Below are 23,684 nucleotides of genomic sequence, written 5' to 3'. Positions count from 1 at the left end.
GAACAGCACATGTACGATCGTTTTGGCGAACACCTGGCGCAGGAACTCAAGGGCATTGAAGAAGCGGGCCTGTTCAAGCACGAACGGCTGATCACCTCGCCCCAGGGCGCCCACGTGGGTGTGAAGGAAGGCGACGTGCTCAACCTCTGCGCCAACAATTACCTGGGGCTTGCGCAGCACCCGGAGGTCAACGCTGCCGCGGCAAAAGGGCTCGAGGACTGGGGCTACGGCATGGCCTCGGTACGTTTTATCTGCGGCACCCAGACCCTGCACAAACAGCTGGAAGCTGCCCTGAGCACCTTCCTCGGCACCGAGGACACCATCCTCTACCCTTCCTGCTTCGACGCCAACGGCGGCCTGTTCGAAACCCTGCTCGGCGCGGAAGACGCGGTGATTTCCGACGAACTCAACCACGCCAGCATTATCGACGGGGTGCGCCTGTGCCGGGCCCAGCGTTATCGCTACAGGAACAACGACATGGCCGATCTCGAGGCACAGCTCAAGGCGGCGGACGTCGCCGGCGCCCGCTTCAAACTGATCACCACCGACGGTGTGTTTTCCATGGATGGCTACATCGCCCGCCTGGACGAGATCTGCGACCTGGCAGAAAAATACGGCGCCCTGGTGCACTTCGATGACTGTCACGCCACCGGCTTTGTCGGTGCAGGTGGCCGTGGCACCCATGAATTCCGCGGCTGCATGGATCGGGTGGACATCATTACCGGCACCCTGGGCAAGGCTCTCGGTGGTGCCAGTGGTGGCTATACCGCGGCGAGGCAGGAGATCGTGGCCCTGTTGCGCCAGCGCTCCCGCCCCTACCTGTTCTCCAACACGGTGGCGCCGCCGGTGGTAGCCGGTGCGATCAGGGCCATCGAGCTGGTCAGCGAGTCACCGGAGCTGCGCCAGCGGCTGGCAACCAACACGGCGGTATTCCGCGAGGGCCTGGAAAAGCTCGGTTTCGAGCTGTTACCCGGGGAGCACCCCATTGTCCCGGTGATGCTCCACGACGCGGCCAAGGCGGCACAGTTCGCCGAGGCCATGCTCGCCCAGGGGGTTTATGTGGTGGCGTTCTCTTTCCCGGTGGTGCCGCGGGGCAAGGCGCGCATCCGCACCCAGATGTCGGCGGCGCTGACTGACGACGACGTACAAATGGCCATCGAGGCCTTCGGGCGGGCAAAAGCCATTACCGAGCAACGCTGAACCCCATCCCGTGACTGTCCTGGACTGGAGTGTTATCGGCCTCTACCTGGCCGCCATGCTGTTACTGGCCGTGTACCTGGGCCGCCAACAGGGATCCAGGGAGGACTACTACCTGGGCGGCCACAAACTCCCCGGCTGGGCCCTGGCCAGTTCCATCGTCGCCACCCAGTGCTCTACCAATTCCCTGCTGGGAGCGCCGGCCTTTGTCGGCTTCGTGATCGGCGGTGGCCTGCTGTGGTTGCAGTACGAACTGGCGGTGCCGCTGGCGATGCTGGGCCTGTGCGTGCTGTTCCTGCCCGTATTCCACAGCGGCGTTATCTCCATCTACGCCTATCTGGAGCAGCGTCTCGGCCTCGGGGCCCGGCTGGTGGCCAGCGGCTGCTTCCTGTTTTTCCGCGGGGTCGCCACCGGTGTCACCGTGTACGGGGTCGCCTCGGTCATCGGCCTGGTCACCGGCATTCCTTTTGCCTGGTCGGTGCTGATCCTGATGGGCATCACCGTCACCTACGATGCTCTGGGCGGCATGCGCGCCGTGGTCATCTCCGACGTGCTGCAGATGATCCTGCTGCTGGCTGCGGTGCTGGTGGCCCTGCTGTGGCTGGCGCAGCCACTGGCCGCCCATTTCGGCGATTTGCAGCAGCGTACGGTCCCGCTACAGCATGACTGGGGACTGGCCAGCGGCAACAACTATGGCTTCTGGCCGATGTTGTTCGGCGGCCTGTTTCTCTACATGGCCTACTATGGCTGCGACCAGAGCCAGGCCCAGCGGCTGCTCAGCGCCCGCGATGAAAACCAGTTGCGGCAGATCCTGGTGCTCAACGGGGTACTGCGATTCCCGCTGGTGCTGGCTTATTGCCTGGTGGGGCTGGGACTGGCCGCCTATGCCCTGGACCACGGCGACTTCATCCGTTCCCTGCCCCGCACCGCGGCCGGCGCGCCCAACTACAACCTGGTGTTTCCCGCCTTCGTCGCCCGGGAGTTCGCCCCGGGCCTGGCCGGCCTCGCTATCGTCGGCCTGTTTGCCGCGGCCATGTCTTCCATCGACTCCGCCCTGAACAGCCTGTCGGCCAGTACCGTGGAGGATTTTATCGCCCGCTTCCGGCCGCTGCCGGAGCGTTCCCTGTTCATCACCTCAAAGCTGGTTACCGTGGCCTGGGGGCTGTTCGCGATTGCCTTCTCCTTCCAGGTGGAACGCATCGCACCGACGGTACTGGAGGCGATCAACAAGGTCGGCTCCATGGCCAACGGCCCGCTGCTGATGCTGTTCACGCTGGCGATTCTGCGCCCGCAACTGGGCCAGGGCGCGGCCATCAGCGGCTTCGTCGGGGGCCTGCTGTGCAACCTGCTGATCTGGTTACTGTTGCCGTCCGTTTCCTGGCTGTGGTGGAACGTCTCCGGCTTTGTGGCGGGCTGGTCGATTGCCCTCGCGGCCGGCGTCATCGGCGGCAGGGGCGACCGGGCCGCTGAAGTACTGCAGTTACCGCGGCGCCCGACCTTACAGCTTCTGGCCATGTTCGGGCTCATTCTGGCGATCTGCGTGGCCCTGTGGTGGCCGTAGCCATGTCCGGCTTCAACCCACCACCGCTGCTGCGCAATGCCCACGTGCAAACGCTGATTTCAAGCACGCCACTGCGCAGCTGGCCGCTGAAGCGCCGCACCCGCTATCTGCAGGCTGAGGCTGAAGATGTGATCCTGCAGTGCAGTGACGGCATCCAGCTGCACGGTCTCTACAACCCGCACCCCGCCCCGTCCCGCGGACTGGCCATCCTGCTGCACGGCTGGGAGGGCGACGCCGAGTCCAGCTACCAGCTCTCCAACGCCCACTCGCTGCACCGGGCCGGCTTTGCGGTGTTCCGCCTGCACCTGCGCGACCACGGTCCCAGCCACGCCCTGAACCCCGAACTGTACAACTCAACCCGGCTGCAGGAAGTCATCGATGCGGTCATCCAGGTCAAACAGCGTTACCCGCAGCCGAAGACCTTTCTCGCGGGACACTCGCTGGGCGGAAATTTCGCCCTGCGGCTGGCGGCACAGGCACCCCGGCAGGGCCTGCAACTGGACAAGGTGGTGGCCGTATGCCCGGTGCTGGATCCCTGGCGCACCATGGGCGAGCTGGAGCGGGGCAGCCAGATTTACCACAAGTACTTCGTCCATCGCTGGAAGCGATCCCTGACGATCAAGCTGGAGCACTTTCCCGAGCTCGGCTATGGCGACAGCCTGCTGGACATGGCAACCCTGGCTGACATGAACGCCTATTTTGTCCCCCATTACACCGGCTTCGACGACCCGCGCAGCTACTACGACGCCTACGCCCTCACCGGCGATACCCTGGCTGGCCTGGAGATTCCCTCGCACCTTATTCTCAGCCAGGATGACCCGATGATTCCCTGTGACGACCTGGAGAAAATTGCCAAAACCGCGGCCCTGCAGATAGAGACGCCGCGCTACGGTGGTCACTGCGGTTTCCTGATGAACTGGCGCCTGGATGGCTGGATAGACCAGCGCCTGCTGGAATTATTCCACTAGGGACTGCTCAACCTGCGTCTACCTGCTGACACCACTGCTGCACCAGCGCGCTGAGCTGCGCCCGTCGCTCGGGCTGCCGTTTGCCGCCACGTAGGTCCTCAAACACCCGCGCCAGCTGGCGGCGCTCCCGGTCGCTCAACCAGTCCAGGGCAGGCTCCGTCAGCTTGAGGGATTCGCGCACCGCATGGGTCCGCTGGCTGATCAGGCGATGATGCTGCATCGCCCGGCCCAGCAGCACAAAGGGGAAATTCACATTGCGCGACGGCCCATAGGAGAGACGATTGCCGCCGGTCGGTATGCCCTTGACCGACCAGCGGGCGATATCGTCAGAGTACTTGATGGCACTGCGGGTGGAGGCTATCGCGCCGCCAATGCCCCCCGCCATGGTCGCCAGACCACCCAGCAGCCCGCCGGTCATGCCATCGACAACCACACCGGCGCCGCCGCCCGCCACACCCCCGGCAGCGCCGGCGGCCAGCAGCAGCTGGCGCCGGTTCAAGCCCCAGAGGTACCAGTGTTGCTGGTGAAACAAGTCGTCCTCGGCAAAGTCCATGGCCTGCTCGGACTTGTTCAGACCGTGGTAGTAGAACAGTTCCTCCACCCGCGTACGGCACTCCCGCTCGCGCTTGATCAGGTGCCGCTGGTAGCGACTGAAGAGCAGTTGGCGCACCGGTGCCTCCGGCGCCCCTTCCGGCACCGCCTGCTCAACGCGGTAGGTCAGGCCTTCGCAGATCAGCCCGGCAATCAGCTCGGCGGACTCCTGGTGCTGGCGCAACCGGTCGGCCTCCAGTACCTGCACCGCGCGCCGCAATGGCTGGCGCCACTGGGGGTCAAGGTGGCCGAACAGGGTTAACAGGTCCAGTTGCTTGCTGTGTTCGGCGCGATGGGCATCAAAGCTGCGCACGGTCTGGAAATACTGGCCGAGACCGGTAATCCACTGCTCCACGTAATCGGTGTTTTCGATGGGGTTGACCAGCGCCAGGCTGGGGCGTCCGGTCCAGCGAAGGATTTCCATCTCCGCCTCGTAATCGGCACCGAAGGGCACCGAACCATCGACCACATAAATAATGCCGGCACCCTCGACAATGGGTTGCAGCGCCCGGCACTCATCGGCGAATTGTTCATCCTGCCCGTGTTCCTGCAAAAACCGCTTCACCGCCGCCGGGCGGGAGGCCGCGTCGTTGCAGTGGGACTGCAGCCAGGCCAGCAGTTGCCGCGAGCGCTGCATCCCGGGAGTATCAATCAGTTCGTAAAGCACCTCCCCGTCCACCTGCATGGGAAAGCGCCGGGTCGAGCGGGTGGAACCCGCACGAGCGGCAATGCGCACCGAATCGTCCCGGGCCAGGGTCGCAACAATGGACGATTTGCCCTTGTTGGGCCGGCCGACCACGGCAAAGCTGGGCAGGCTGTCCCGGCGCACTGCGGTCATTGGCCAGCGCCCCCGAGGGCGACCACATCCGTCACCCGAAATGGCAATTGGTCAGCGAACGCCTGCCAGTCACGAAATGCGGCCTCGCCCAATTCACGCCCGGGCAGTGCGACCAACTGCAGGGTGCAGTAGTCCACCTCGCGGACATCGGCCAGTACGTCCGCCAGGTCCGCCATGGGCGGTTCCCAGCCCTTGACCGCCACCAGCAGGTGGGGCGGACGCAGTTGATTGATAGTTTCAATGCTGTCGAGATCGTCGCCGGGGGAACCCAGGCCAGCGCGCAATTTCCTGGCCACCTCCCACTGCACGGAACTGGCGCTGAGCGCACCGGCCCATTCCAGCAGCACCGCGCCCTGCTCGCTGATGACCGGGCTGGCCTGGCGGTCCTCGTGGTCTGCGTCCAGGGCCCGGGTTTTCACCACCGGCGCGCGCATGCGGGCCAGAACACTGGCTGCACCCGGCACCGCCAGGAATGCGGCATTGAGCCCGCGCCGGTAACTGCGCCTTGCGACCAGGCACAGCAGCAGGCGCGGCAACAGGGTATAGGCCAGCAGGCACAGCAACAGAAACGGCCACCAGCCGCGGCGACTGGCGGCGCTGACCTGCCCCAGATCCAGCTGGGCAGCGTGATAGCGTGTCTCGCTGATGATCTCCGGCGTGACCGTTGCAGCGGGCAGTGATGATGACCAGGGCGCAGCCAGGACCCCTGTCACCGCAGCCACAAGCTCGTCGCTGAAACCGAAGGTGGAGCCCCAGACAAAACTGAAGTCGTTGAACGCCAGCAGGAGCAGAAACGCGGCGATAACGCCGAGGGCGAACATCAGGGCAAATTCCTGGGCGTATTTCAGTATCAGCAGGCGCAGCGGGCCACTCCCGGACTTCAGGTAGCTCCCATCAGGTACCGCCCAGCGGGCAACAAAACGCGCGGGGTTGAGGGCAAAAACCGGTGGCGGCGAGCCCCTTGCGGACAGCAGCATCACCCAGGCGGAAACCAGCGACAGGGCGAGCGGCAAAAACACGAAAAACACCAGCAGCAGGAAGACGTTGACCAGTGCCCGTTCACTGGCCAGCAGAAAGCCGCCCATGGCCAGGACCCCGGCGAGCAGGGCAAACAAGCGCAACAGCAGTGCGGCATTGGCCTCATTCAACCAGCCTACGGATTGGCGCGCTGATGGTTCCGCCACCGCTTGCCGCCAATGCAACAGGCAGGCGGTGTCACTCGCGCCCATGCACTCCCGACCAATCGCATGGTCGCGCTCCTGCAGTTGCTCCAGGGAACGCCGGCGATCGGCCTGCAACTGCCTGTCCAACAGATAGATATCAGCCAGGATCGGCGTGACGCCAGGAGCGGGCATATCGCTTCTCTCTCAATTACCAGTGCCCCATGATAGATTAAACCAACGCCATTGGGGACGGATTAACTGCCATGAAACCTGCGCTCGCCACGACAATCGCCCTGTTCGTCGTGCTGCTCGCCGCCTGTGGCCAGCGCCAGGGCCCGGAACAGGCGCTGCGCGAGAGTATCCGCGAGCTGGAGACCGCGCTCGCCGAACGCAGCCCCGGCGGGGTGCTGGACAAGCTTGCCGAGTCCTTTCTCGGCGGCAGCTCAGGCCAGTTGGACATGGACAAGGAAGGGGCACAAAAGGCGCTGGCGGTGTACTTCCTGCGTTACCACAGGATTCGCGTGGTGGTGACGCAGGTGGAGGTAGAGATCGACCCCTATGAGCCCGCCCTGGCCCAGGCCACAGCGAACGTCGCCCTGGCCGGTGGCGAAAGGCTGATACCGAATTCGGCGGGTTTCTACCGGGTTGAATCCCGCTGGCGGGAAATCGACGGGGAGTGGCAAATTACCCGCCTGCAGTGGCATTAAGCCCTGTTCGGTGTCACCCTGAGGGTTTAGCGACAGGATACACCCCATGTGGCTGCACACATCAACGCGACTCATGTTCGACGCCAATGTCGCCACCCCTTTCCTGCTGATGCTGCGGCCCCGCAGTGGCTGGCAACAATGGGTGGGACGCGAACGCTATGTACTGGAGCCGAGCGTGCCGGCGGTCGAGTTTACCGATGCGTTTGGCAACCTGTGCCAGCGCATGGTGGCGCCGGCCGGTCCTTTCTCCATTCTGGCCAGTGCCGACGTTGAGTGCCCCGCGGGTGCCGATGCCGCCCCGGGCGCCGAGTTCGTCGAAGTCCAGCGCCTGCCGGAGGATGTTCTGCCCTTCCTGCTACCCTCCCGCTACTGCGAGTCCGATTGTTTTTATGCGATGGCGTCCGAGATCACCGCGGGCTGCCTGCCGGGCTGGGACCAGGTCAGCAGGATTGTCGACTATGTGGCGGGGGCCATGCGCTACACGCCGGGTAGCGGTTCGATCCTGCGCAGCGCCCGCGAAGTCAACGGCTGCAGCGATGCCGTTTGCCGGGACATGGCACACCTGGGCATCGCCCTGACCCGGGCCCTCTCGATTCCTGCGCGCATGGTGGTCGGTTACCTGGAGCCACTAACCCCGGTAGATCTCCATGCCTGGTTTGAAGCCTACGTGGGCGGACGCTGGTACACCTTTGACCCGACCCAGACCAATCTGGACGGTGGCCGGGTGGCGATTGCCTACGGCCGTGATGCGGCGGACGTCGCGGTGTTCACCCAGTTTGGAGACCCGGTCCCGCTGCTACTGATGGAGGTTAACGTCCAGAAAACGACGGCACCCCCGTGATCAACCATCGCAATGACCGCCGCCGGAGTAGGCCGCCACGCATCAACAACACATTTTACGGGCCTTAGTCACCCTGAAGTTGTACCGGCGGCAGAACAGCCGCGCTGCCAAACTCGAAATAGGGTCTATGCTGTTTTCAGGCTCAGTGATTCGAGGAACACAACATGCCCAGGCTGGATATTTCCCGCATAGAGGATCGCTTCCCAACGATTTACATCACCCTGATCAGCGTACTGCTGGCGGTTGGGCTGGAAGACGTGATTTCCCAGGTACGTACGGTCGAGTCCAACGAACTCTTTAACTGGGTCATTGCGATCTACGTCAGCGGAACCACCCTGGCAGCCTGGACTGGCTATAGTTTTATCGCGATCACCCAGGTCCGTCGTCCACGCCTGTTTGACAGCGTCAACGTATTCGCCCTCGCTATTGGCATATTCATCATCAACTCCTCGGTGGGCAAGGCCCACCACTGGTTTTTCTTTGCCACCTCCCTGTATATGTTCCTGGCCGCCTATGCCGTGGTTTACAACATCAGCATGCTCGCAGAGGTCATGCCATTCGACATGCAGTTCAGGGACTGGGCTCCCTGCCTGTGGGGCACGCTGTTCTACTCCCCGCCAGCCGCGCTGGCGGGCTGGCTTTCCTATAAAGGCTTTATTGCTGAATCAACCGAGATATTGCTCGCCCTGGTGGTGATGACCCAGCCGCCACTGTGGGCCCTGAGCTTCTACAAAATGTGGAAGACAGCCATGAACCGCGCTCGAGAATCGAGCTGAATCCAGGGCGCGAAAAATCACGATGGATCCCGATACCCGCATTCGACACAGGGTCGCAGCACACGCCGTGCCCGTGGGACCGCTCTGCCGATGACTGATACTCGGTTTTATCTCCCCGTGTCATAATCCCGGCATGACCGAACATCCACTGCTACGCGGAATCTGGCGTCTTGCCGACCCAAAGGTTTCCCTGGCCTCCTTTGCCGGCATGGCCATGGCCGCACTGTTCGCTGCAGCAGACCACGGCCTGGCCCCCGGCTGGCTGATTCTGACCGTGCTCGGGATTTTTTTTATCGAAGTTGGCAAGAACGCTTCCGGCGAGGTGGTGGACTTCGACAGCGGTACCGACCAGGCAGTAACGGCCTCCGACCGGAGTCCCTTTTCCGGGGGCAAGCGGGTCCTGGTGGACGACCTCCTGACGAGGCGCCAGTGCTGGCTGATCGCCGCCGTAGGCTTTGCTGCCGGCATTGCCATCGGGCTGCTGATTTCCGCCTGCCGAGAGCCGCGAGTGCTTGGCTTCGGCCTGATCGGTGTCGCCCTGTCCTGGTACTACCACGGAGGATCCCTCCGGCTGTCCTATCGCGGGCTGGGCGAACTGGCTGTCGCCGTGGCCTACGGACCGCTGGTGGTTTGCGGAACCTACCTTGTCCAGACAGGCGAACTGAACACTGCATTGATTTACGCCTCCGTCGCACTGGGGCTGCTGGTGGCCAGTTTTCTCCTGATCAATGAATTTCCCGACTACAACGCCGACAGGGCCAGCGGCAAGGACAACCTCGTCGTGCGTCTCGGCCGGGAAAATGCCGTGACGCTCTATATCACCACGGTCACGGCGGCTTACCTGTTACTGGTGCTGGCCAGCCTGTCGCTGGACGGCGCCAGGGGCATGTTGTGGGGATTGCTGGGGGCAGTGCCGGCGGGCTTTGCAATCATTCGCCTGTCACAGGCCGGCGGGGTGACCGCCCGCCTCATTCCCGCACAGGCAGCCACGCTGGCAGGCTTCCTGTGCATGGCCCTGGGCACGGGGGCCGGATACTACTGGCATTAGCGACCTTTCCGTTGGGCGCTGCGGAGGGTGCCGCTGCAGCCCCCGGATGCACCCGGGTTGAACCCGCTGCCGACTGGCGCAGGCCAACCGGTCTTCTATACTGTCTGAAACCACACCGGCGGATCATGGTGAGGACCCGCCGGGAGTTTTATTATTTTTTTGTTCGCCTGAAATCCGCTGCCCTGGCGCCGCGGTGTTTCAGACCGGAGGGTAAGACCGATGAAAACTGCAGCAACGCTGGTAACCGCACTTGGTGCCGCCACGCTGATGGGCGGCCTGGTGCTGGAGATTCGCCAACCGAATGTACCTGGCAACGACGATGCCGGGTATCTCAAGGCACTGCTCAATCCTGTCGAGATCGGCAGGCAGCTGTGCAGCAGTTCCACCAGCGACGGCTATGCCGCCAGGCGTGCTCCATTCCTGCGCTTCGCCCGGCTTCACGCCGCGGAAGCGAGCGCAGAAGAGCTGGCGCGCAGTGCTCCCCCGTTATGGCAGGGCCTGGGCTCATTCGATTTCACGATTACCACCGATGACCCGCAGGTCCAGGCCTACTTCAACCAGGGTATGCGGATTGCCAACGACTTCAATCACCTTGAGGCCATACGCTCTTTCCGCTGGGCGCAACAACTGGACCCCCAATGCGCCATGTGCTTTTGGGGCGAGGCGCTGGCCCTTGGACCCAATATCAATGCCCCCATGGACGCTGACGCTGCGCCGCTGGCCTACGCCGCCGCACGCAGGGCCGCATCGCTGATGGCTGGCGTCTCTGACAAGGAGCAGGCGCTCATCCAGGCACTGGTGTCACGCTATGGCAGTGAGGATTTAAGCCTTCGCGCCCAGTATGACAACGCCTATGCCAAGGCCATGCAACAGGTTGCCGCCGCCTACCCTGAAGACAACAACATCCTGGCCCTCGCCGCGGAGGCGATGATGGACGCCCAGCCCTGGGATTACTGGCAGGCGGATAACCGCACCCCCAAGGGGCGTACCGCCGAGATCCTGGCGCTGCTGGAGACAGTACTGGCACGGGATTCCGAGCACCCCGCGGCTATCCATCTCTACATCCATGTCACCGAGGCATCGAATGACCCCTACCGGGCTGAAGCAGGCGCCGAACGGCTGAGCGCTCTGGCGCCTGCGGCGGGCCACCTGGTGCACATGCCGTCCCACACCTTCCACCGGGTGGGGCGCTATATCGACGCCTATCGGGTCAACGTCGCGGCCATGGAAGCCAACGAGGCCTACTTTGCCGAATCCCAGGCCAGCGCACTCTATGAATACGGCTACTACACCCACAACGTCCATTCCGCGCTCACCTCGGCGCAGATGGCGGGGGACGCGGCGGCCGCGCTGCCACTGGCAGAAAAACTGGACCAGAGGATGCCCGCAGAAATGGTCAGGCTTGCACCCTGGGTGCAGGCCATCAAGGTGGCGCCCTACTTCGCCTGGGTCCAGTTCGGCGCTCACGACACGGTGATGGGGCTTGTTGATCCCGGGGCAGAATTCCCCTACCTGCAGGCGATGTGGCATTACGCCCGGGGTGAGGCCCTGGCCCGGCAGGGAGACTCCAGCGCCGCCCTGCGGGAAGCCGAGGCGGCGGAGGCGCTGGCCGATCACCCGCTGATGCAAGACCTCGATGCCAATGGCCTGCCGGCACCGACCCTCGCCCAGATTGCCGCCGAAGTGGTGCGCGCGCGGGTGGATATCGGCAACGGTGCGCTCGATTCAGCCCTGCAGCGACTGGAAAACGCCACCGCACAGCAGGATCAGATGTTCTACTCTGAACCCGCCTTCTGGTATTTCCCGGTCCGACAGATGCTGGGAGCCGTCCTGTTAATGGATGGCCAGGCACACCGGGCTGAGGCCGTCTTCATCCGCTCCCTGGTTGATGCGCCCAATAATGCCTGGGCGTTGTATGGGTTGCGCGAGGCCGAGGCGGCGCTGGGCAACAAGGCCGCTGCCGGATATGCCGACACACTGTTCCGCCAGGCATGGCTGGGTGACACGGACGCCCTGGCATTGAGTGCACTCTGACAAAAGGCGCTACCGGCTCAGGAACATCCGCTCCTTACTGACCCTGCTCTGTGGCAGGCCGGCATATCGTCCTATTCGGTCAATGCCAGCAACACGTCCGCGTACCAGGCCGTATTGAGGCCCAATGCCTCGTCCTGTGACAGATCCCTGGAACCGACATCCAGGCGGGCGGAGTGGATGCCCAGCAGACGCCAGTGAAACTCCGGCTGGGAGCGAATACCGTCGGGCACACGCAAAACTACCGGCCCGCCACTAATACCCCGGTGAGTGCGGGCGTCGGTGAGGAAATAGCCGATGCCCTGAAAGCGGAGACCGAACTGGGACGCCAGTCCTGCCTGCCGCACTACCGGCAGGTTGTGCAGGGTATCGGAGAAGCCCAGGGGAAAACCCAGGACCATCAGCGATGTGCCCACTTCCACCACCGTCTCCGGGCTTACCAGGCTGTCAGGGGAAAATGCCTGATACACCATGCTTTGGGGCAGCGCTCCCTGTTCCAGTTCGATGGCCACCACATCAATGGTTCCCGACGCATCCTGGGCCTGCAGCCAGTGCGCCTGTCCGTCCTGGTACAGGGGAATCGAAAATTCCGCCGTGGTGGCTAGATTTTCTTCATCGGTAAAGACCCGGATCAGGATACGGTCCGGGCGGTGGTCCGATGCCTCGTCCAGCAACACATGACGGTTGGTGACCAGGAACAGGCGCTCATCGCGACGAAAGAAAAAACCCGACGCGCTGCTCAACAGCGTCTCGGATTTCAGGGTGGAAATGTAGACAGTGGTCAGCAGTATGGGCTCGACAGGGGGCATGGTGGGGGTCCGCGTCTGAAAGTGGAATATTGATGTCAGTCTGATACCCACAGGGTATGCCAGGGGAGCCGGCGAGTGAAGCCTATCCCGCCTCCGGGTGCAGGTGGCCGACCTTCACCCAGATCAGGCTTTCCTCGTCCACCCAGGGGGTGTGCTCGCTGAGGTGAGGACTGCGCAGCCAGCTTCCCGCCGGATAAATGCCGTGCTCGTCGCGCAATTCGCCGCTGATCACAAAAATTTCCTCGCCGCCAAAGTGGCTGTGACGCTGAAACTGCTCGCCGGCGGGCCACCGCACCAGGGCGGTGGACTCCCCCTGGTACTCGTGCAGGGGCAAGACCTGCAGCCTGCCGAGCCCCGGACGCCATTCGGCGCTGGTGCTGTCGACCACCACGTGCTCGCGGTCACCGTCCTGGAACTGGTGCAGCTTGACCAGAATGACGCACCCTTCCTCGCTGAACGGTGCGTGGCGAAAACCTTGCGGATTACGGAAATAGGTACCCGCCGGATAGTCCCCGGTTTCATCCGAAAACGTGCCCTCCAGCACCAGGATCTCCTCCCCCCGGGGATGATCATGGGCATGGAAGCGCGAGCCAGGGTCGTACCGCACCACGCTGGTGGCGTGACCACGCTCCACCTCTTCCCGCGCCAGTGGCTTGCGCCATACGCCAGCCCGGGGGCTCGGTTGCCATTCCAGACGGGTGGTGTCGATGACCACCCGCTGGGCAAAATCCATATTCAGCATCGTTGACTCCAGGGGCTCACCGGATTGCTACGCCAGGCTGCACTGATCGGATTTTGTCTGTATTCCGTAAGCAATACAAACAGGAGATTCGGAATGATTCGCACACTGCTCTTCACCGCCGGCCTGCTGGCCCTTTCGGCCTGTACCCAGGTCCAGGTCACCGACTATGCCGGGATGGAACCCGAACTCAGGGTCGAACAGTTCTTCAACGGTCCCCTGACCGCTCACGGGGTGGTCAAAGATCGCGCTGGCAGGGTTATCCGTACCTTCAGCGCGAGCATCGACGCCCGCTGGGAAAATGGTGTCGGGACGCTGGATGAGGACTTCCTGTTCAACGACGGCGAAGTCCAAAAACGGATCTGGAAACTCACCCCCCAGCCGGACGGCAGTTACCTGGGGACCGCCGGAGATGTCACCGGCGACGGCATACTGCGACAGTCGGGCAACAGTATTTTTCTCGACTACGTGCTGCAGGTGCCCTACCGCGGCGACACACTGGAAGTGCGCGTCGACGACCGCATGTACCTGCTCACCCCGGACCTCCTGATCAACGAATCCAGACTGACCAAATTCGGCTTCCAGGTGGGCGAATTGCTGCTGGTCATCAAGCGTGAGCCAGCGGCCACGGCCGTGAACTAGCCTCACCTGCATTGTCCCCGATTCACGAGACCTTTACACTGCCCCTGAACGCCAGCCGGCGCCCTTTCACTGAATCAACAGGGGTCAACCATGTCACAGCAGCAGGCCGGCTTTGGCCAACGCGCTCTCGCCACCGTGGAAAGGGTGGGCAATAAACTTCCCGATCCCACCCTGCTGTTCATTGCCCTGCTGTTTGTAGTCTGGATTCTCTCCTGGCTACTGTCCTATGGCGACTGGGGCGTTAACGATCCACGCACCGGCGAACCACTAGCAGTCGTGAACCAGCTCTCGGGCGAATCCATGGTGTTGTTCTTCTCCTCCATGGTCAAAACCTTCGCCCATTTCCACCCCATCGGCGTGGTACTGGTGGCCATGCTGGGCATCGGGGTTGCCGAACATACCGGATTCATTAACTCCGGCCTGCGCGCCATGCTCGGCGTAACCGCCCGCTGGTTACTCACGCCCATGCTGATACTGGTGGGTATTGTCAGCCACACCGCGGCGGATGCGGGCTATGTCCTGGTCATACCGCTGGGCGGGGTGATTTTCTACGCGGCAGGGCGCCATCCCCTGGCGGGCATCGCCGCCGCCTTTGCCGGCGTTTCGGGAGGATTTTCTGCCAATTTTGTGCCCTCGGCCATCGACCCGATGTTGCAGGGCATCTCCCAGTCCGGGGCGCAGATCATGGATCCCGACGTGACCCTGAACCCGCTGAACAACTATTTCTTCACCGCCACGTCCTCAATCCTGATCATACTGGCGGGCTGGTTTGTGACCGACAAACTGGTTGAACCACGGCTGCAGTCCGCACCGCTCGACCCCGACCTGCAAAACCTGCCCGGCATGGACAGCCTGGCCGAGAACGAAACACGCGGACTGCGCGCCGCCCTCATTGCCATGCTGATTGCCATTGCCCTGCTGGCGGCCAGCGCCTGGCCAGAGACCTCACCCTGGCGTGGCCAGGGCGGCTCACTCACCGAGTTGGGGGCGCCACTGATGGGTTCTATCGTGCCGCTTATTTTCGTTTTGTTTCTGCTGCCGGGTGTGGTCTATGGCTACGTGGCAGGTACGGTGCACAGTGCAAAGGACATCATCGATGGCATGAGCAAGTCCATGCAGAGCATGGCGTACTACCTGGTGATCATGTTCTTCATCGCCCAGTTTATTTTTGCGTTTTCCCAGTCCAATCTCGGCGTGCTGCTGGCGCTGAAGGGCGCGGCGGCGCTGAAAGCGGCTGGTTTGCCCAGTGCCCTGACCATTGTCGGCATCATCCTGCTTACCGGCCTGCTGAACCTTTTCGTGGGTTCAGCGTCGGCCAAGTGGGCCCTGCTGGCACCGATCTTCGTGCCCATGCTGATGGAACTGGGCATCTCTCCGGACCTCAGCCAGGCGGCTTACCGGGTGGGCGACTCCACCACCAATATCATCACCCCGCTCATGCCCTACTTTCCCCTGGTGGTGGTGTACTGCCAGCGCTATATCAAAACTACCGGCATCGGTACCGTCACGGCAATGATGCTGCCCTACTCCCTGACCTTCCTCGGCTTGTGGACACTGTTCCTGCTCGCTTACTGGGGGCTGGGCATTCCCCTTGGCCTGCAGGCCAGTTACAGCTACTGAACCGCGACTGCGCGGTTAGAAGACTTCAGGGTTGCACCAGTTCAATCGAAGCTGGCCCGCCGCCGGCATAGCTCAGGCCGCTGGCGGCGATACCGGTGACCGTGAACACCACGCTGGCCACACTGTCCTTGTTGCCCTTGCTGATCTCACACTGACCCGCCGGACCCGTCACACAGCTGCCGCCTCCCTTGGCCCCCGCACTCCAGTCTCCGGATACGGTGGCGCCGGCAACGGCGTTGCCCAGGTCATCGCGCACGGTGATACCCACAACTGCCGTCCAGCGCCGCGCTCCGCCCATGCTCAGGTCCTGCAACTGGTCCACCACCACGCCGCTGGCTACCGTGGGATTGCCCACGGTAATGGTCACGCTCTGGCTGGCACTGTCACCCCCGCTGTCGGTGACCGACGCGGTCACTGTATGCACACCCTCGTCGAACGGGTGTGACCCTGTCGGCCCGGTGGCGAGAATCTGGCCGCCGGAGGTCCAGCTGATAGCCGCATCGAGGTCCCCATCTTCGGCGTCATCAGCATTGGCAGAGAGCGCCACCTCGGCGCCAGCCGCGAACTGCTGCCCCTCAACCGGCGACAGCATGCTGATAACGGGCGGCGCATTGGCAGGCGGTGGCGGCGCGTCCTTCGGCACCAGTATCGTACTGCCGTTGCTGTCCCCGTCGGCATCCGCGTTGTTGCCGGGCGCATAAGTGAGGCTCGCGTGGGTGATATCGGCTATCGAGAAAGTCACACTGCCCACTGCCGATTTCAGGTTGCTCTTGCCGAAACTCGCCCAGCCGAGACTGTCTGTGGCCTGGCTATCACTGCCGTTGGCGCCGTCACTCCACTGGCCCGTTACCGTCGCGGCAGCGACAGGCGTACCTTCATCATCCAGCACCCGCACACGGACATTCGCCTGCCAGCGATTGCGCGCCAGGGGTTCGGCGCTCATTTCCAGGTCGGCCACATGCAGCGTAATCGGCCCCGGTGGCGGCGGATCCCCCGGCTCGGTGGTGAAGTTCCACACCACACCGGCCGTGGTACCGGCCTGGTTGACCTCATCCACCCGCCAGAAATAGGTGGTATTGTTGGCGAGGATACCCGGGCTGAACTGGGTGCCGGCCTGGTTGCCGCGGAAGTCCGGGTTCTGCAGGTCCAGGCTGGTGCCAAAATACACATTGTGGCTGTCGGCTGTCGGGGCCGAGATCCAGGCGAGAGTGGGCGAGGTGCCGATGTCGGTGGCTCCGCTAATTGGGCTTGGCATATCGGCCTGGCCCGGCAATTCGAGGGGTGGCGGTGGCCCGCCACCGACACTGCCGCCGCCGAAGACCTCGACTTCCACGTCGTCTACCTGCCAGTTCCAACCGACATTGTTGTTCCAGTTGCTGGTGAAATGGAACCTGATCCGTGCGTCAGCCTCGCCGGCAACCTTGTTACTCAGGTCGAGTACGTAGCTGCTAGGAAAATGGTTGGACGTACTGAAGCTCTGGGCGTGACTCCAGTTCGCGCCGCCATCTGCACTGGTATAGACGCTGATCGCCTCCAGCCCATCGGTGAAAGAGTAGTAGCTCCTGAACCGAAGCGTCACCGACTCACTCTCGCTAAGGTCCAGCGGTGGCAGCACCAGCGAACTGATGCTGTTGTTGGTGCCGTTGTTGTACATCATGGCAAAACCGCCACTACCCCCGGTCTGGTTAGCGAAGTCGCCACTGCCGTCGAGGTGAAATGTCCAGGGCACCCCCATCTGGGTATCCAGGGTCCAGCCCGCAGGCTGCACGCCGGCATCGAAGTGTTCGTCAATGATCAGTCCTGACGAGACCGGCGCCGGTGGCCGCACAGAGATGATCAATGAGTAGTTCTGGCTGCCGCCCTGGAGATTGTTTTTGTGACTCACCTGTGCCGAATAGTTGCCGGCACTGGCGACAAACTCCACCATTTCCACATTGTCACGGGTGTTGTCACCGCGAGTGGCCGCCGCAGCCGGCGACAGGGGGTTTAATACCCAGGGCTGGTGCGTGTTGCCGTTACCGACGACACGCAGGTCCAGGTCGTTGACCAGCATGGATTCCGTCGGGTCCAGCGCGGCCGGCGGCGGCGTACCGGCGGGGTCGTTCCACACCAGGGTTGCCCGCACCCGCGCGCCCTCTTCAGTCACGCTGAATCCCACAGCGTCAGGTGCAGACGGGTCGAGCCTTGTGCCCTCAACGATCTGGTGGTCTCCGTTACCGTCCGCTGTGATCAGTTGCGCGGCTTTCGTCGTATTCATCAATCCCCAGCCATACTCATAATCCGGGCCGTCCGCCAGTCCGGTTTCATCGGCGGTGTGGATCGCCAGTGCCTTGAGGGTGGCTGCGCGCATGAAATTGCCACTGCCGTGCAGGTCTTCGTAGTGTTCCTGCAACAGCAGCAGGGAGCCGCTCACGCTGGGCGCGGCCATTGAGGTTCCGGCGATCACCGCAAAGTAGTTGGGGGCGCCCCAGGTGGACAGCAGCAGCCAGCCGTTCGCCACCAGGTCGGGCTTGATGCGTCCGTCATCGGTGGGACCATAGCTGCTGAAGCCGGTCATTTGTACCGAGCCCGGCCCCTGCAGCGGCAGGTAACCGCCGTTGACATCGTTCACCGCCCCGACGGTGAGTATGTTTTTAGCCACAACCGCGCCGGGCAGGCAATCGTATCCGGTCTGGCCACAGTCCGCGGGCCGCTGCTGGGTGGAGGTTCCCTGGCTGATCCCGTCCTGGTCGACGATAGTGTAGGTTTCACCCGCTTCGGGGCCGATGTCCCAACGATCATTACCCGCGGCTTTCACCATCAGGTAGTAAGGCGCGGCATTGGCAATCTGGTCCAATTCCCGGGCCTCTTCATCGTAGTAGCCAAAATTGGGGTCCTCGTCACCGTCGCCACCGATCCACCACCAGTTGTCCGGTTCCGCCTGGCCATAGGGAATCCAGCCGGCGGCAATGCTGTAGGAGTGGTTTGATACCAGCAGCCCGGCCGCTGCGGCCGACATCTCTTCCCGGTCCTTGTTCCAGTCCCAGGCCTGCAAATAGGCGCCCGCAGCCATGCCTCTGGCCTGCGGATACTGGCTGCCCCCGTTGCCGATGAGCGTGCCCGCGACATGGGTGGCGTGGTCACTGTGGACCGGGGCCGGATCGTCATTCTCATCCATCTGGGTGGCGCGATCATAGAGATCGGGGTGTTCCAGCAGAACCCGACCACTGTCCCATTCACCCAGGGTAAGGCCCTGACCCGCCAGACTCAGGCCGAGGCCGCCGCCGGGCCACAGTTCGTCGGTTGAAATTGAGTCCGCCGCATCGACATTGTGGGTGATGTAAAAGACCGGACCCCGAGGCCCCATTCGCTGCAGTTCCAGGGTTCTGCCGTTGGGGAGTTCTCGACGCAGGGGGATGGCGTGCTGGCTGGCCCAACGGCGGGCAGCAGCTTTCTCCGCTACCCCCTTTGCTTTCAGGGCCTGTTGCAGCTCTGCCAGCCGCTGTTGGTTGGTGCCGGGGGGAACCTGGGCGTGAGTAACCCGGGGCATGGCCAATCCAATGGCCATAACAATTGCAATTCCAGTGCTACCTGCGCGCATCATTTCCCTTACCTCTCAGTGGTACGGGGCAAATGCATGGGCTTTGCCGCTTGATCAACTTATTGATTCTATTGAAAAATCAATAATTTACGGGTGCGGATTATTACCTCAGTATAGGCCCAATTGCGCAATTGTCAGGCGCTATCTGCACAAAACACAATCAACCGACGTTGTGGTAGACCTTCTGCACGTCTTCCACGTCCTGGAGCATTTCCAGGAATTTCTCGAACATGGGCTCGTCTTCGGTGGGAATCGGGGACGTTTCCCGGGGAACAAACTGGATTTCCTCAACCTCGAAATCGATGTCGCCCAGCGCCTCGTTAAGTGCCTGGCGGGCCTTGGCGAATTCCGTGTGCGGGGCAAATACGGTAATCCTGCCGCCTTCGCACTCGATGTCCTCAACATCCACATCCGCCATCATCAGGGCCTCGAGTACACCCTCCTCGTCTTCACCCTCAAAGACGAAAATCGCGCTGTGGTCGAAGGAATGACTGACACTGCCCGGGGTACCGATCTTGGCCCTGGTCTTGGTGAAGCACTGGCGCACGTCGCCGATAGTGCGGTTGGGATTGTCGGTGAGGCAATCGACGATGACCATACAGCCACCGGGACCGAAACCCTCGTAGCGCGCAGGAGCGAAATCCTCACCAGCGCTACCCTTGGCCTTATCCAGGGCCTTGTCGATCACATGGCTGGGGACCTGGTCTTTCTTCGCCCGCTCGATGGCGGAGCGCAGGGCCAGGTTGCCGTCAGGGTCCACGCCACCCTGCTTGGCGGTGACATAGATCACCCGCGCATGCTTGCTGTAGACCCGGGCCTTCTGGTCCGAGGTCTTGGCCATGGATTCCTTGCGGTTCTGGTAGGCTCTGCCCATGGGATACTCCTGCAAAAAGGGGCGATTATAGCCGAAATACCGCTAATTTTGGCCAGCTAACCCGACTCTCGTGATCGCTGGCGAATAGCGGCAATCTCTTCAGCAGGAACGCTGAAGGATCGGAGAACACCCTGGTGCGCCTGTGAGGCAGGCTCGGGGCTTCGAAACGGGCCAGGAATTCGTTATCTGTCAGCATGGGTGTGCCTCCATCAGCGAATGGGGCAACGACAGTGAACTGTGAAGCTGTCGTCAGGTCATGCTACAGGGCCGCCCGCAAGTCGCGGTAACTTTGCTTCAGCAAGGGACCCAGGGACTCGATATCCGGCTGGTCCCTGGGGCAACTGGCGACCGCAATACACAGCTTGTTGACGTGGCTGAGCACGGTAATGTTGAGTCCCATCGCGTCGGTGACGATAGACAGCGGGTAGATGGACTCCAGTTCCGCCCCTTCCAGGTAGAGTTTTTCCCGGCTGCCGGGCACATTGGAAAAAATCGCGTTGATAACCGGACGCACCCGGGTGGCGTTCCCGGTCAGGGTCAGCAGGATGGTCGGGGCCATGATCAGCGCGTAGTAATCTTCCGCCGCCGCAGTGGACATCTGCGACAATTCCGCCTTGGCTTTGGCGGTTACCTTGACCACCCTCTGCAGACGTTTCAGGGCGTCTGGCTCGTTGGTGAAAAATGGCGCAATGATGTAGCTCAGTTTATTGCCGGCATCGTCGGCGTGACTTTTCAGGGATACGGGCATCCCGGCCACCAGTGAACTGCGGTAAAGCTCATTTTGCGCCAACAGGTAGGCCCTCAGTGCTCCCCCGCATACGGCCAGCAAGACATCGTTAACCGACCCCCCGGCCTTGCGGGCCATGGCCTTGACCGGCCCCAGCGGCAGCTCACAGAGTACGATAGCCCGCCGGGAGTCGATTTCCCGGTTGAACCGCGTTCTTGGCGCGGTAAACGGCAGCCGCATGGCGTCGGTGCGTCCACCGATCGCGTCGGCGCCCATGTGCGCCAGCAGTCGCGACAATTCGGGGATCGCGCGATACTGGCGCAGCAGGCCCCTGCGCATGGTCCCCAGTTGTTTCAGCAGCGATGAGTTGCGGGCGGTGGTCACCTGCTGCTCGTTGGGCGAGAATTCCAGGTGTGCCCGGGGCGAGGTGCTGAACAGGCCCTGCAGCATTTGCATGGCACCGACACCATCCACCACGGCGTGGTGCACCTTGCAGTAAATGGCGAAGCGGTTGGCGCCCAGACCCTCCACGACGTGCACTTCCCAGAGCGGGCGGGAGCGGTCCATCGGTCGCTCGTGCGCGCGGGTCGCCAGCGCGACAAGGTCCTGCATCCGCCCCGGCGCCGGCAGCGCGTAGTGGTAGACATGACGCTCGGGCACGTAGTCATCGGCCTCAATCCAGACGGCCCCGGACAGGTCATCCGGGTCGCGCAGTTTGCGATTGAAGGCCGGCCACAGCTCGTTGAGCCGGCCACATTTCGTGACCAGCCCCCGGATGTAATTGCGGGGCGCATTTTCCGGAATTTTTAGAATCATCAGTCCCGCCACGTGGAAGGGGCAGCGGGGCGTATCCATTTTCAGAAAGCCCTGGTCCTGGGCGCTCAATTTTTCCATGGTGGTAGCAGCCGTCTTACTGATTACGTTGGGAATCTCGATAAACGTAGCGCTAATCGTGCTCCCTGGATAGCGACTGGATCAATGTCCAGGCCATTTTCCCGGGATGAGGGCAACGCTCAACGCGGCTCCGCCAGGAAAACGGGAATGACCCGCGAGGTTTTGGCCTGGTATTCATCATAAGGGGGATAAGCCTCGACGCCGGCCGCCCACAAACGGGCCTTTTCCTCAGGGTCAGTCACTTCCCTTGCGCGCATCTCGAACACCTCGGTGCGGTCGCGCACGGTGACCTCGGGATGGGCCCGCAGGTTGTTGACCCAGGCCGGATCCCTGGGCTGACCACCCATGGAGCCGATCAGCACATAGCAACCATCGACTTCCACTCTCATCAAAGGAATTTTTCGTATCCCGCCGGTCTTTGCTCCCTTGTGGGTGACGATAATGCAGGGCATGTCAGTGCCCTCCAGCAAGTAGCCTTCGGTACCGCCGCTGCCCTCATAGAGTTCGACCTGCTCGCGCACCCAGTCCAGCGTCGGGGGAATATACTCAGTCATTTTCTTACCTCTTATTCATTGCGATGATCATCAGACTCTAAACTATAGACGAGGAATCGGAACCCCGCTGTTGGCGCAGTTGGCTCTGTTTCATGCCTGCCGCGGCAATCCATAATGACGGTCAGCCCGTACAACCAGCATGGAAAACAACAGACAACACTGTGCACAGTCCACGCTCTACTACGATGGCCATTGTTCTCTCTGCACCCGCGAGATGGCCCGCCTTGCCGAGTTCAAGGACACCGGCCTGCGCCTGCAGGATATCCACCAGCTAGACGATTTCCGCGGGCTGCCGGATCGGGACACCCTGCTGCGCAACCTGCACCTGAAAACCGCTGAGGGCAGGCTACTGACCGGCGTAGACGCCAACGTTGCGGCCTGGCAGGGCACCCGCTACCGCCACCTGGTCGGCTGGATGCGCTGGCCAGTGGTAAAGCCGGTGGCCGATGCGGTGTATCGCTGGTGGGCGCGGTGGCGTTACCGGCGGCTCTACGGTAACAACGGGAACCAACAGCAATGAAAGTCACCAGCGATAACCTGCAGGCCATGCCGGACCGGCAACGGGCGGCCCTGGTCAATTCACTGTCGGGTTTCAAGTCAGCCAACCTGGTAGGCACCGTCAGCAGCGAGGGGCGCTGCAACCTGGCCATCATGAGCTCCGCCGTTCACCTGGGTTCGAATCCGGCCCTGCTGGGGCTGGTCATCCGCCCTGGGGGCGACGAGCGGCACACACTGGCCAACATTCTCGCCAGCGGCTGCTACAGCCTGAATCACGTCAGCGCGGACATCGTTGCCCAATCCCACCAGACCGCGGCGCGCTACGACCGGGACACCAGCGAATTTGAGGCGACCGGACTCACCCCCCAGTGGTGGCCCGATTTCAAGGCACCGCTGGTCGCTGAGGCCCGGGTCAAAATGGCCATGCGCCTGCGCGAACATCTGCCGCTGGAGATCAATGGCACCCACTTCCTGATCGGTGAGATTCTGGCGCTGGAGTTGCCGGACGCCAGCATGGGCGAGGACGGGTCGGTTGACCTTGCCACCGCCGACAGCGTGGCCCTGTCGGGCCTGGATCGATACCACACGGTGCGGCTGCACAAACGCATGGCCTACGCCAAGCCTGACCTCCCTCCCAGAGAAATCGGGTAGAGGGCAGTGTTTGCGCATTGACGCCGGGAAACGCTACCAGTTGGGTGGCAGCCGGGGGTCACGGTAATGAGAATACCGATATTTCCTGTCCCTTTCCCTGCGTGCTATTTCCATTCGCCGTTGTCGGTTGCGTTTGCGATAACGCCAGTCACCGATCGTAGCAGTCATGTCCTGGCAGCGCTGCGCCAGGCCTGTCCATTCCAGTAAGGGCCGCAGACCCAGACCTAGAAAAATAAGGAAGGCTGCGTAGGGAAACAGCCAACCCGGTGCCAGCCAGCCGACCAGAAACACAAAGTACAACAGCGCCATGTAGACACCCCTGGCCACAGGGCCGTACTCAAACTGCTTCTCCGCCATGATTGACCTGCCTGTGTG

General features: G+C 62.5%; 21 protein-coding genes. 12 read left to right on the top strand and 9 right to left on the bottom strand.

Features of this window, described 5'->3' with window-relative positions; genetic code table 11:
* Positions 1-9: 9 nt before the first annotated feature.
* Genes kbl through E2F43_RS07650 form a run of 3 tightly spaced genes read left to right on the top strand, consistent with a single transcriptional unit; the run spans position 10 to position 3,726 of the window.
* Positions 10-1,200, top strand: a complete 1,191-nt coding sequence (gene kbl / locus E2F43_RS07660) for a glycine C-acetyltransferase (RefSeq protein WP_133211355.1) — start codon at positions 10-12, stop codon at positions 1,198-1,200.
* 10 nt (positions 1,201-1,210) lie between these two features.
* Complete coding sequence (locus E2F43_RS07655; RefSeq protein ID WP_133211353.1) at positions 1,211-2,758, top strand: sodium:solute symporter family transporter; 1,548 nt, start codon at positions 1,211-1,213, stop codon at positions 2,756-2,758.
* 2 nt (positions 2,759-2,760) lie between these two features.
* Positions 2,761-3,726 carry a YheT family hydrolase gene (locus tag E2F43_RS07650; protein ID WP_133211351.1) on the top strand — a complete coding sequence of 322 codons (966 nt, stop codon included), beginning with the start codon at positions 2,761-2,763 and terminating at the stop codon, positions 3,724-3,726.
* A gap of 7 nt (positions 3,727-3,733) precedes the next feature.
* On the opposite strand, the gene E2F43_RS07645 is transcribed toward E2F43_RS07650, so the two are convergent.
* Together E2F43_RS07645 and E2F43_RS07640 are read right to left on the bottom strand one after the other, a co-directional pair.
* Complete coding sequence (locus E2F43_RS07645) at positions 3,734-5,155, bottom strand: DUF3482 domain-containing protein (RefSeq protein ID WP_133211349.1); 1,422 nt, start codon at positions 5,153-5,155, stop codon at positions 3,734-3,736.
* Entirely contained in the window at positions 5,152-6,510 is a 1,359-nt protein-coding gene (locus tag E2F43_RS07640) for a DUF2868 domain-containing protein (protein WP_133211347.1), read from the bottom strand. Before E2F43_RS07640 ends, E2F43_RS07645 begins: the two co-directional genes overlap by 4 nt.
* Before the next feature lie 71 nt (positions 6,511-6,581).
* Between E2F43_RS07640 and E2F43_RS07635 the strand changes: the two genes are divergently transcribed.
* The 5 genes from E2F43_RS07635 to E2F43_RS07615 all read left to right on the top strand — a co-directional run bounded on the left by E2F43_RS07635 (position 6,582) and on the right by E2F43_RS07615 (position 11,724).
* Positions 6,582-7,025, top strand: a complete 444-nt coding sequence (locus tag E2F43_RS07635) for a nuclear transport factor 2 family protein (protein ID WP_133211345.1) — start codon at positions 6,582-6,584, stop codon at positions 7,023-7,025.
* A gap of 46 nt (positions 7,026-7,071) precedes the next feature.
* Positions 7,072-7,866 (top strand): transglutaminase domain-containing protein, encoded by a 795-nt coding sequence (locus E2F43_RS07630; protein ID WP_133211343.1) that lies wholly within the window; start codon positions 7,072-7,074, stop codon positions 7,864-7,866.
* Between the two features lie 164 nt (positions 7,867-8,030).
* Positions 8,031-8,642 (top strand): hypothetical protein, encoded by a 612-nt coding sequence (locus tag E2F43_RS07625; RefSeq protein WP_133211341.1) that lies wholly within the window; start codon positions 8,031-8,033, stop codon positions 8,640-8,642.
* 133 nt (positions 8,643-8,775) lie between these two features.
* The gene (locus tag E2F43_RS07620; protein ID WP_133211339.1) at positions 8,776-9,690 is read left to right on the top strand and encodes a prenyltransferase; all 915 of its coding nucleotides are present in this window, start codon (positions 8,776-8,778) and stop codon (positions 9,688-9,690) included.
* Between the two features lie 219 nt (positions 9,691-9,909).
* The gene (locus E2F43_RS07615; RefSeq protein ID WP_133211337.1) at positions 9,910-11,724 is read left to right on the top strand and encodes a hypothetical protein; all 1,815 of its coding nucleotides are present in this window, start codon (positions 9,910-9,912) and stop codon (positions 11,722-11,724) included.
* Positions 11,725-11,795: 71 nt separating this feature from the next.
* On the opposite strand, the gene E2F43_RS07610 is transcribed toward E2F43_RS07615, so the two are convergent.
* On the bottom strand, positions 11,796-12,530 hold the full coding sequence (locus E2F43_RS07610) for a trypsin-like peptidase domain-containing protein (RefSeq protein ID WP_133211335.1): 735 nt from the start codon (positions 12,528-12,530) through the stop codon (positions 11,796-11,798).
* Between the two features lie 82 nt (positions 12,531-12,612).
* Positions 12,613-13,272 carry a cupin domain-containing protein gene (locus tag E2F43_RS07605; protein WP_133211333.1) on the bottom strand — a complete coding sequence of 220 codons (660 nt, stop codon included), beginning with the start codon at positions 13,270-13,272 and terminating at the stop codon, positions 12,613-12,615.
* Positions 13,273-13,365: 93 nt separating this feature from the next.
* Here E2F43_RS07605 and E2F43_RS07600 point away from each other — a divergent pair, with 93 nt between their 5' ends.
* Both E2F43_RS07600 and E2F43_RS07595 read left to right on the top strand, forming a co-directional pair.
* The gene (locus tag E2F43_RS07600; RefSeq protein ID WP_133211331.1) at positions 13,366-13,911 is read left to right on the top strand and encodes a DUF3833 domain-containing protein; all 546 of its coding nucleotides are present in this window, start codon (positions 13,366-13,368) and stop codon (positions 13,909-13,911) included.
* Between the two features lie 90 nt (positions 13,912-14,001).
* The gene (locus E2F43_RS07595; RefSeq protein WP_133211329.1) at positions 14,002-15,531 is read left to right on the top strand and encodes an AbgT family transporter; all 1,530 of its coding nucleotides are present in this window, start codon (positions 14,002-14,004) and stop codon (positions 15,529-15,531) included.
* 25 nt (positions 15,532-15,556) lie between these two features.
* Here E2F43_RS07595 and E2F43_RS07590 read toward each other — a convergent pair whose 3' ends face one another.
* The 4 genes from E2F43_RS07590 to E2F43_RS07575 all read right to left on the bottom strand — a co-directional run bounded on the left by E2F43_RS07590 (position 15,557) and on the right by E2F43_RS07575 (position 22,160).
* A complete protein-coding gene (locus E2F43_RS07590) occupies positions 15,557-19,078 on the bottom strand; it encodes a S8 family serine peptidase (protein ID WP_165954229.1) in 3,522 nt (1,173 codons plus the stop codon).
* A 193-nt stretch (positions 19,079-19,271) separates the two neighbouring features.
* Positions 19,272-19,985 (bottom strand): YebC/PmpR family DNA-binding transcriptional regulator, encoded by a 714-nt coding sequence (locus E2F43_RS07585; protein WP_133211325.1) that lies wholly within the window; start codon positions 19,983-19,985, stop codon positions 19,272-19,274.
* 259 nt (positions 19,986-20,244) lie between these two features.
* On the bottom strand, positions 20,245-21,606 hold the full coding sequence (locus E2F43_RS07580; protein WP_133211324.1) for a wax ester/triacylglycerol synthase family O-acyltransferase: 1,362 nt from the start codon (positions 21,604-21,606) through the stop codon (positions 20,245-20,247).
* Positions 21,607-21,725: 119 nt separating this feature from the next.
* Entirely contained in the window at positions 21,726-22,160 is a 435-nt protein-coding gene (locus E2F43_RS07575; protein ID WP_133211323.1) for a nitroreductase family deazaflavin-dependent oxidoreductase, read from the bottom strand.
* Positions 22,161-22,299: 139 nt separating this feature from the next.
* Here E2F43_RS07575 and E2F43_RS07570 point away from each other — a divergent pair, with 139 nt between their 5' ends.
* Together E2F43_RS07570 and E2F43_RS07565 are read left to right on the top strand one after the other, a co-directional pair.
* Positions 22,300-22,680 carry a thiol-disulfide oxidoreductase DCC family protein gene (locus E2F43_RS07570; RefSeq protein WP_133211322.1) on the top strand — a complete coding sequence of 127 codons (381 nt, stop codon included), beginning with the start codon at positions 22,300-22,302 and terminating at the stop codon, positions 22,678-22,680.
* A complete protein-coding gene (locus E2F43_RS07565) occupies positions 22,677-23,309 on the top strand; it encodes a flavin reductase family protein (RefSeq protein WP_133211321.1) in 633 nt (210 codons plus the stop codon). Before E2F43_RS07570 ends, E2F43_RS07565 begins: the two co-directional genes overlap by 4 nt.
* A 33-nt stretch (positions 23,310-23,342) precedes the next feature.
* Here the strand turns inward: E2F43_RS07565 and E2F43_RS07560 are convergent, their stop codons facing one another.
* The gene (locus E2F43_RS07560; RefSeq protein ID WP_133211320.1) at positions 23,343-23,666 is read right to left on the bottom strand and encodes a hypothetical protein; all 324 of its coding nucleotides are present in this window, start codon (positions 23,664-23,666) and stop codon (positions 23,343-23,345) included.
* Positions 23,667-23,684 lie beyond the last annotated feature (18 nt).

The organism is Seongchinamella unica (assembly GCF_004354085.1).
In the GTDB taxonomy this organism is placed as follows: Bacteria; Pseudomonadota; Gammaproteobacteria; order Pseudomonadales; family Halieaceae; genus Halioglobus; species Halioglobus unicus.
This window is presented reverse-complemented; position numbering and strand designations above follow the sequence as displayed.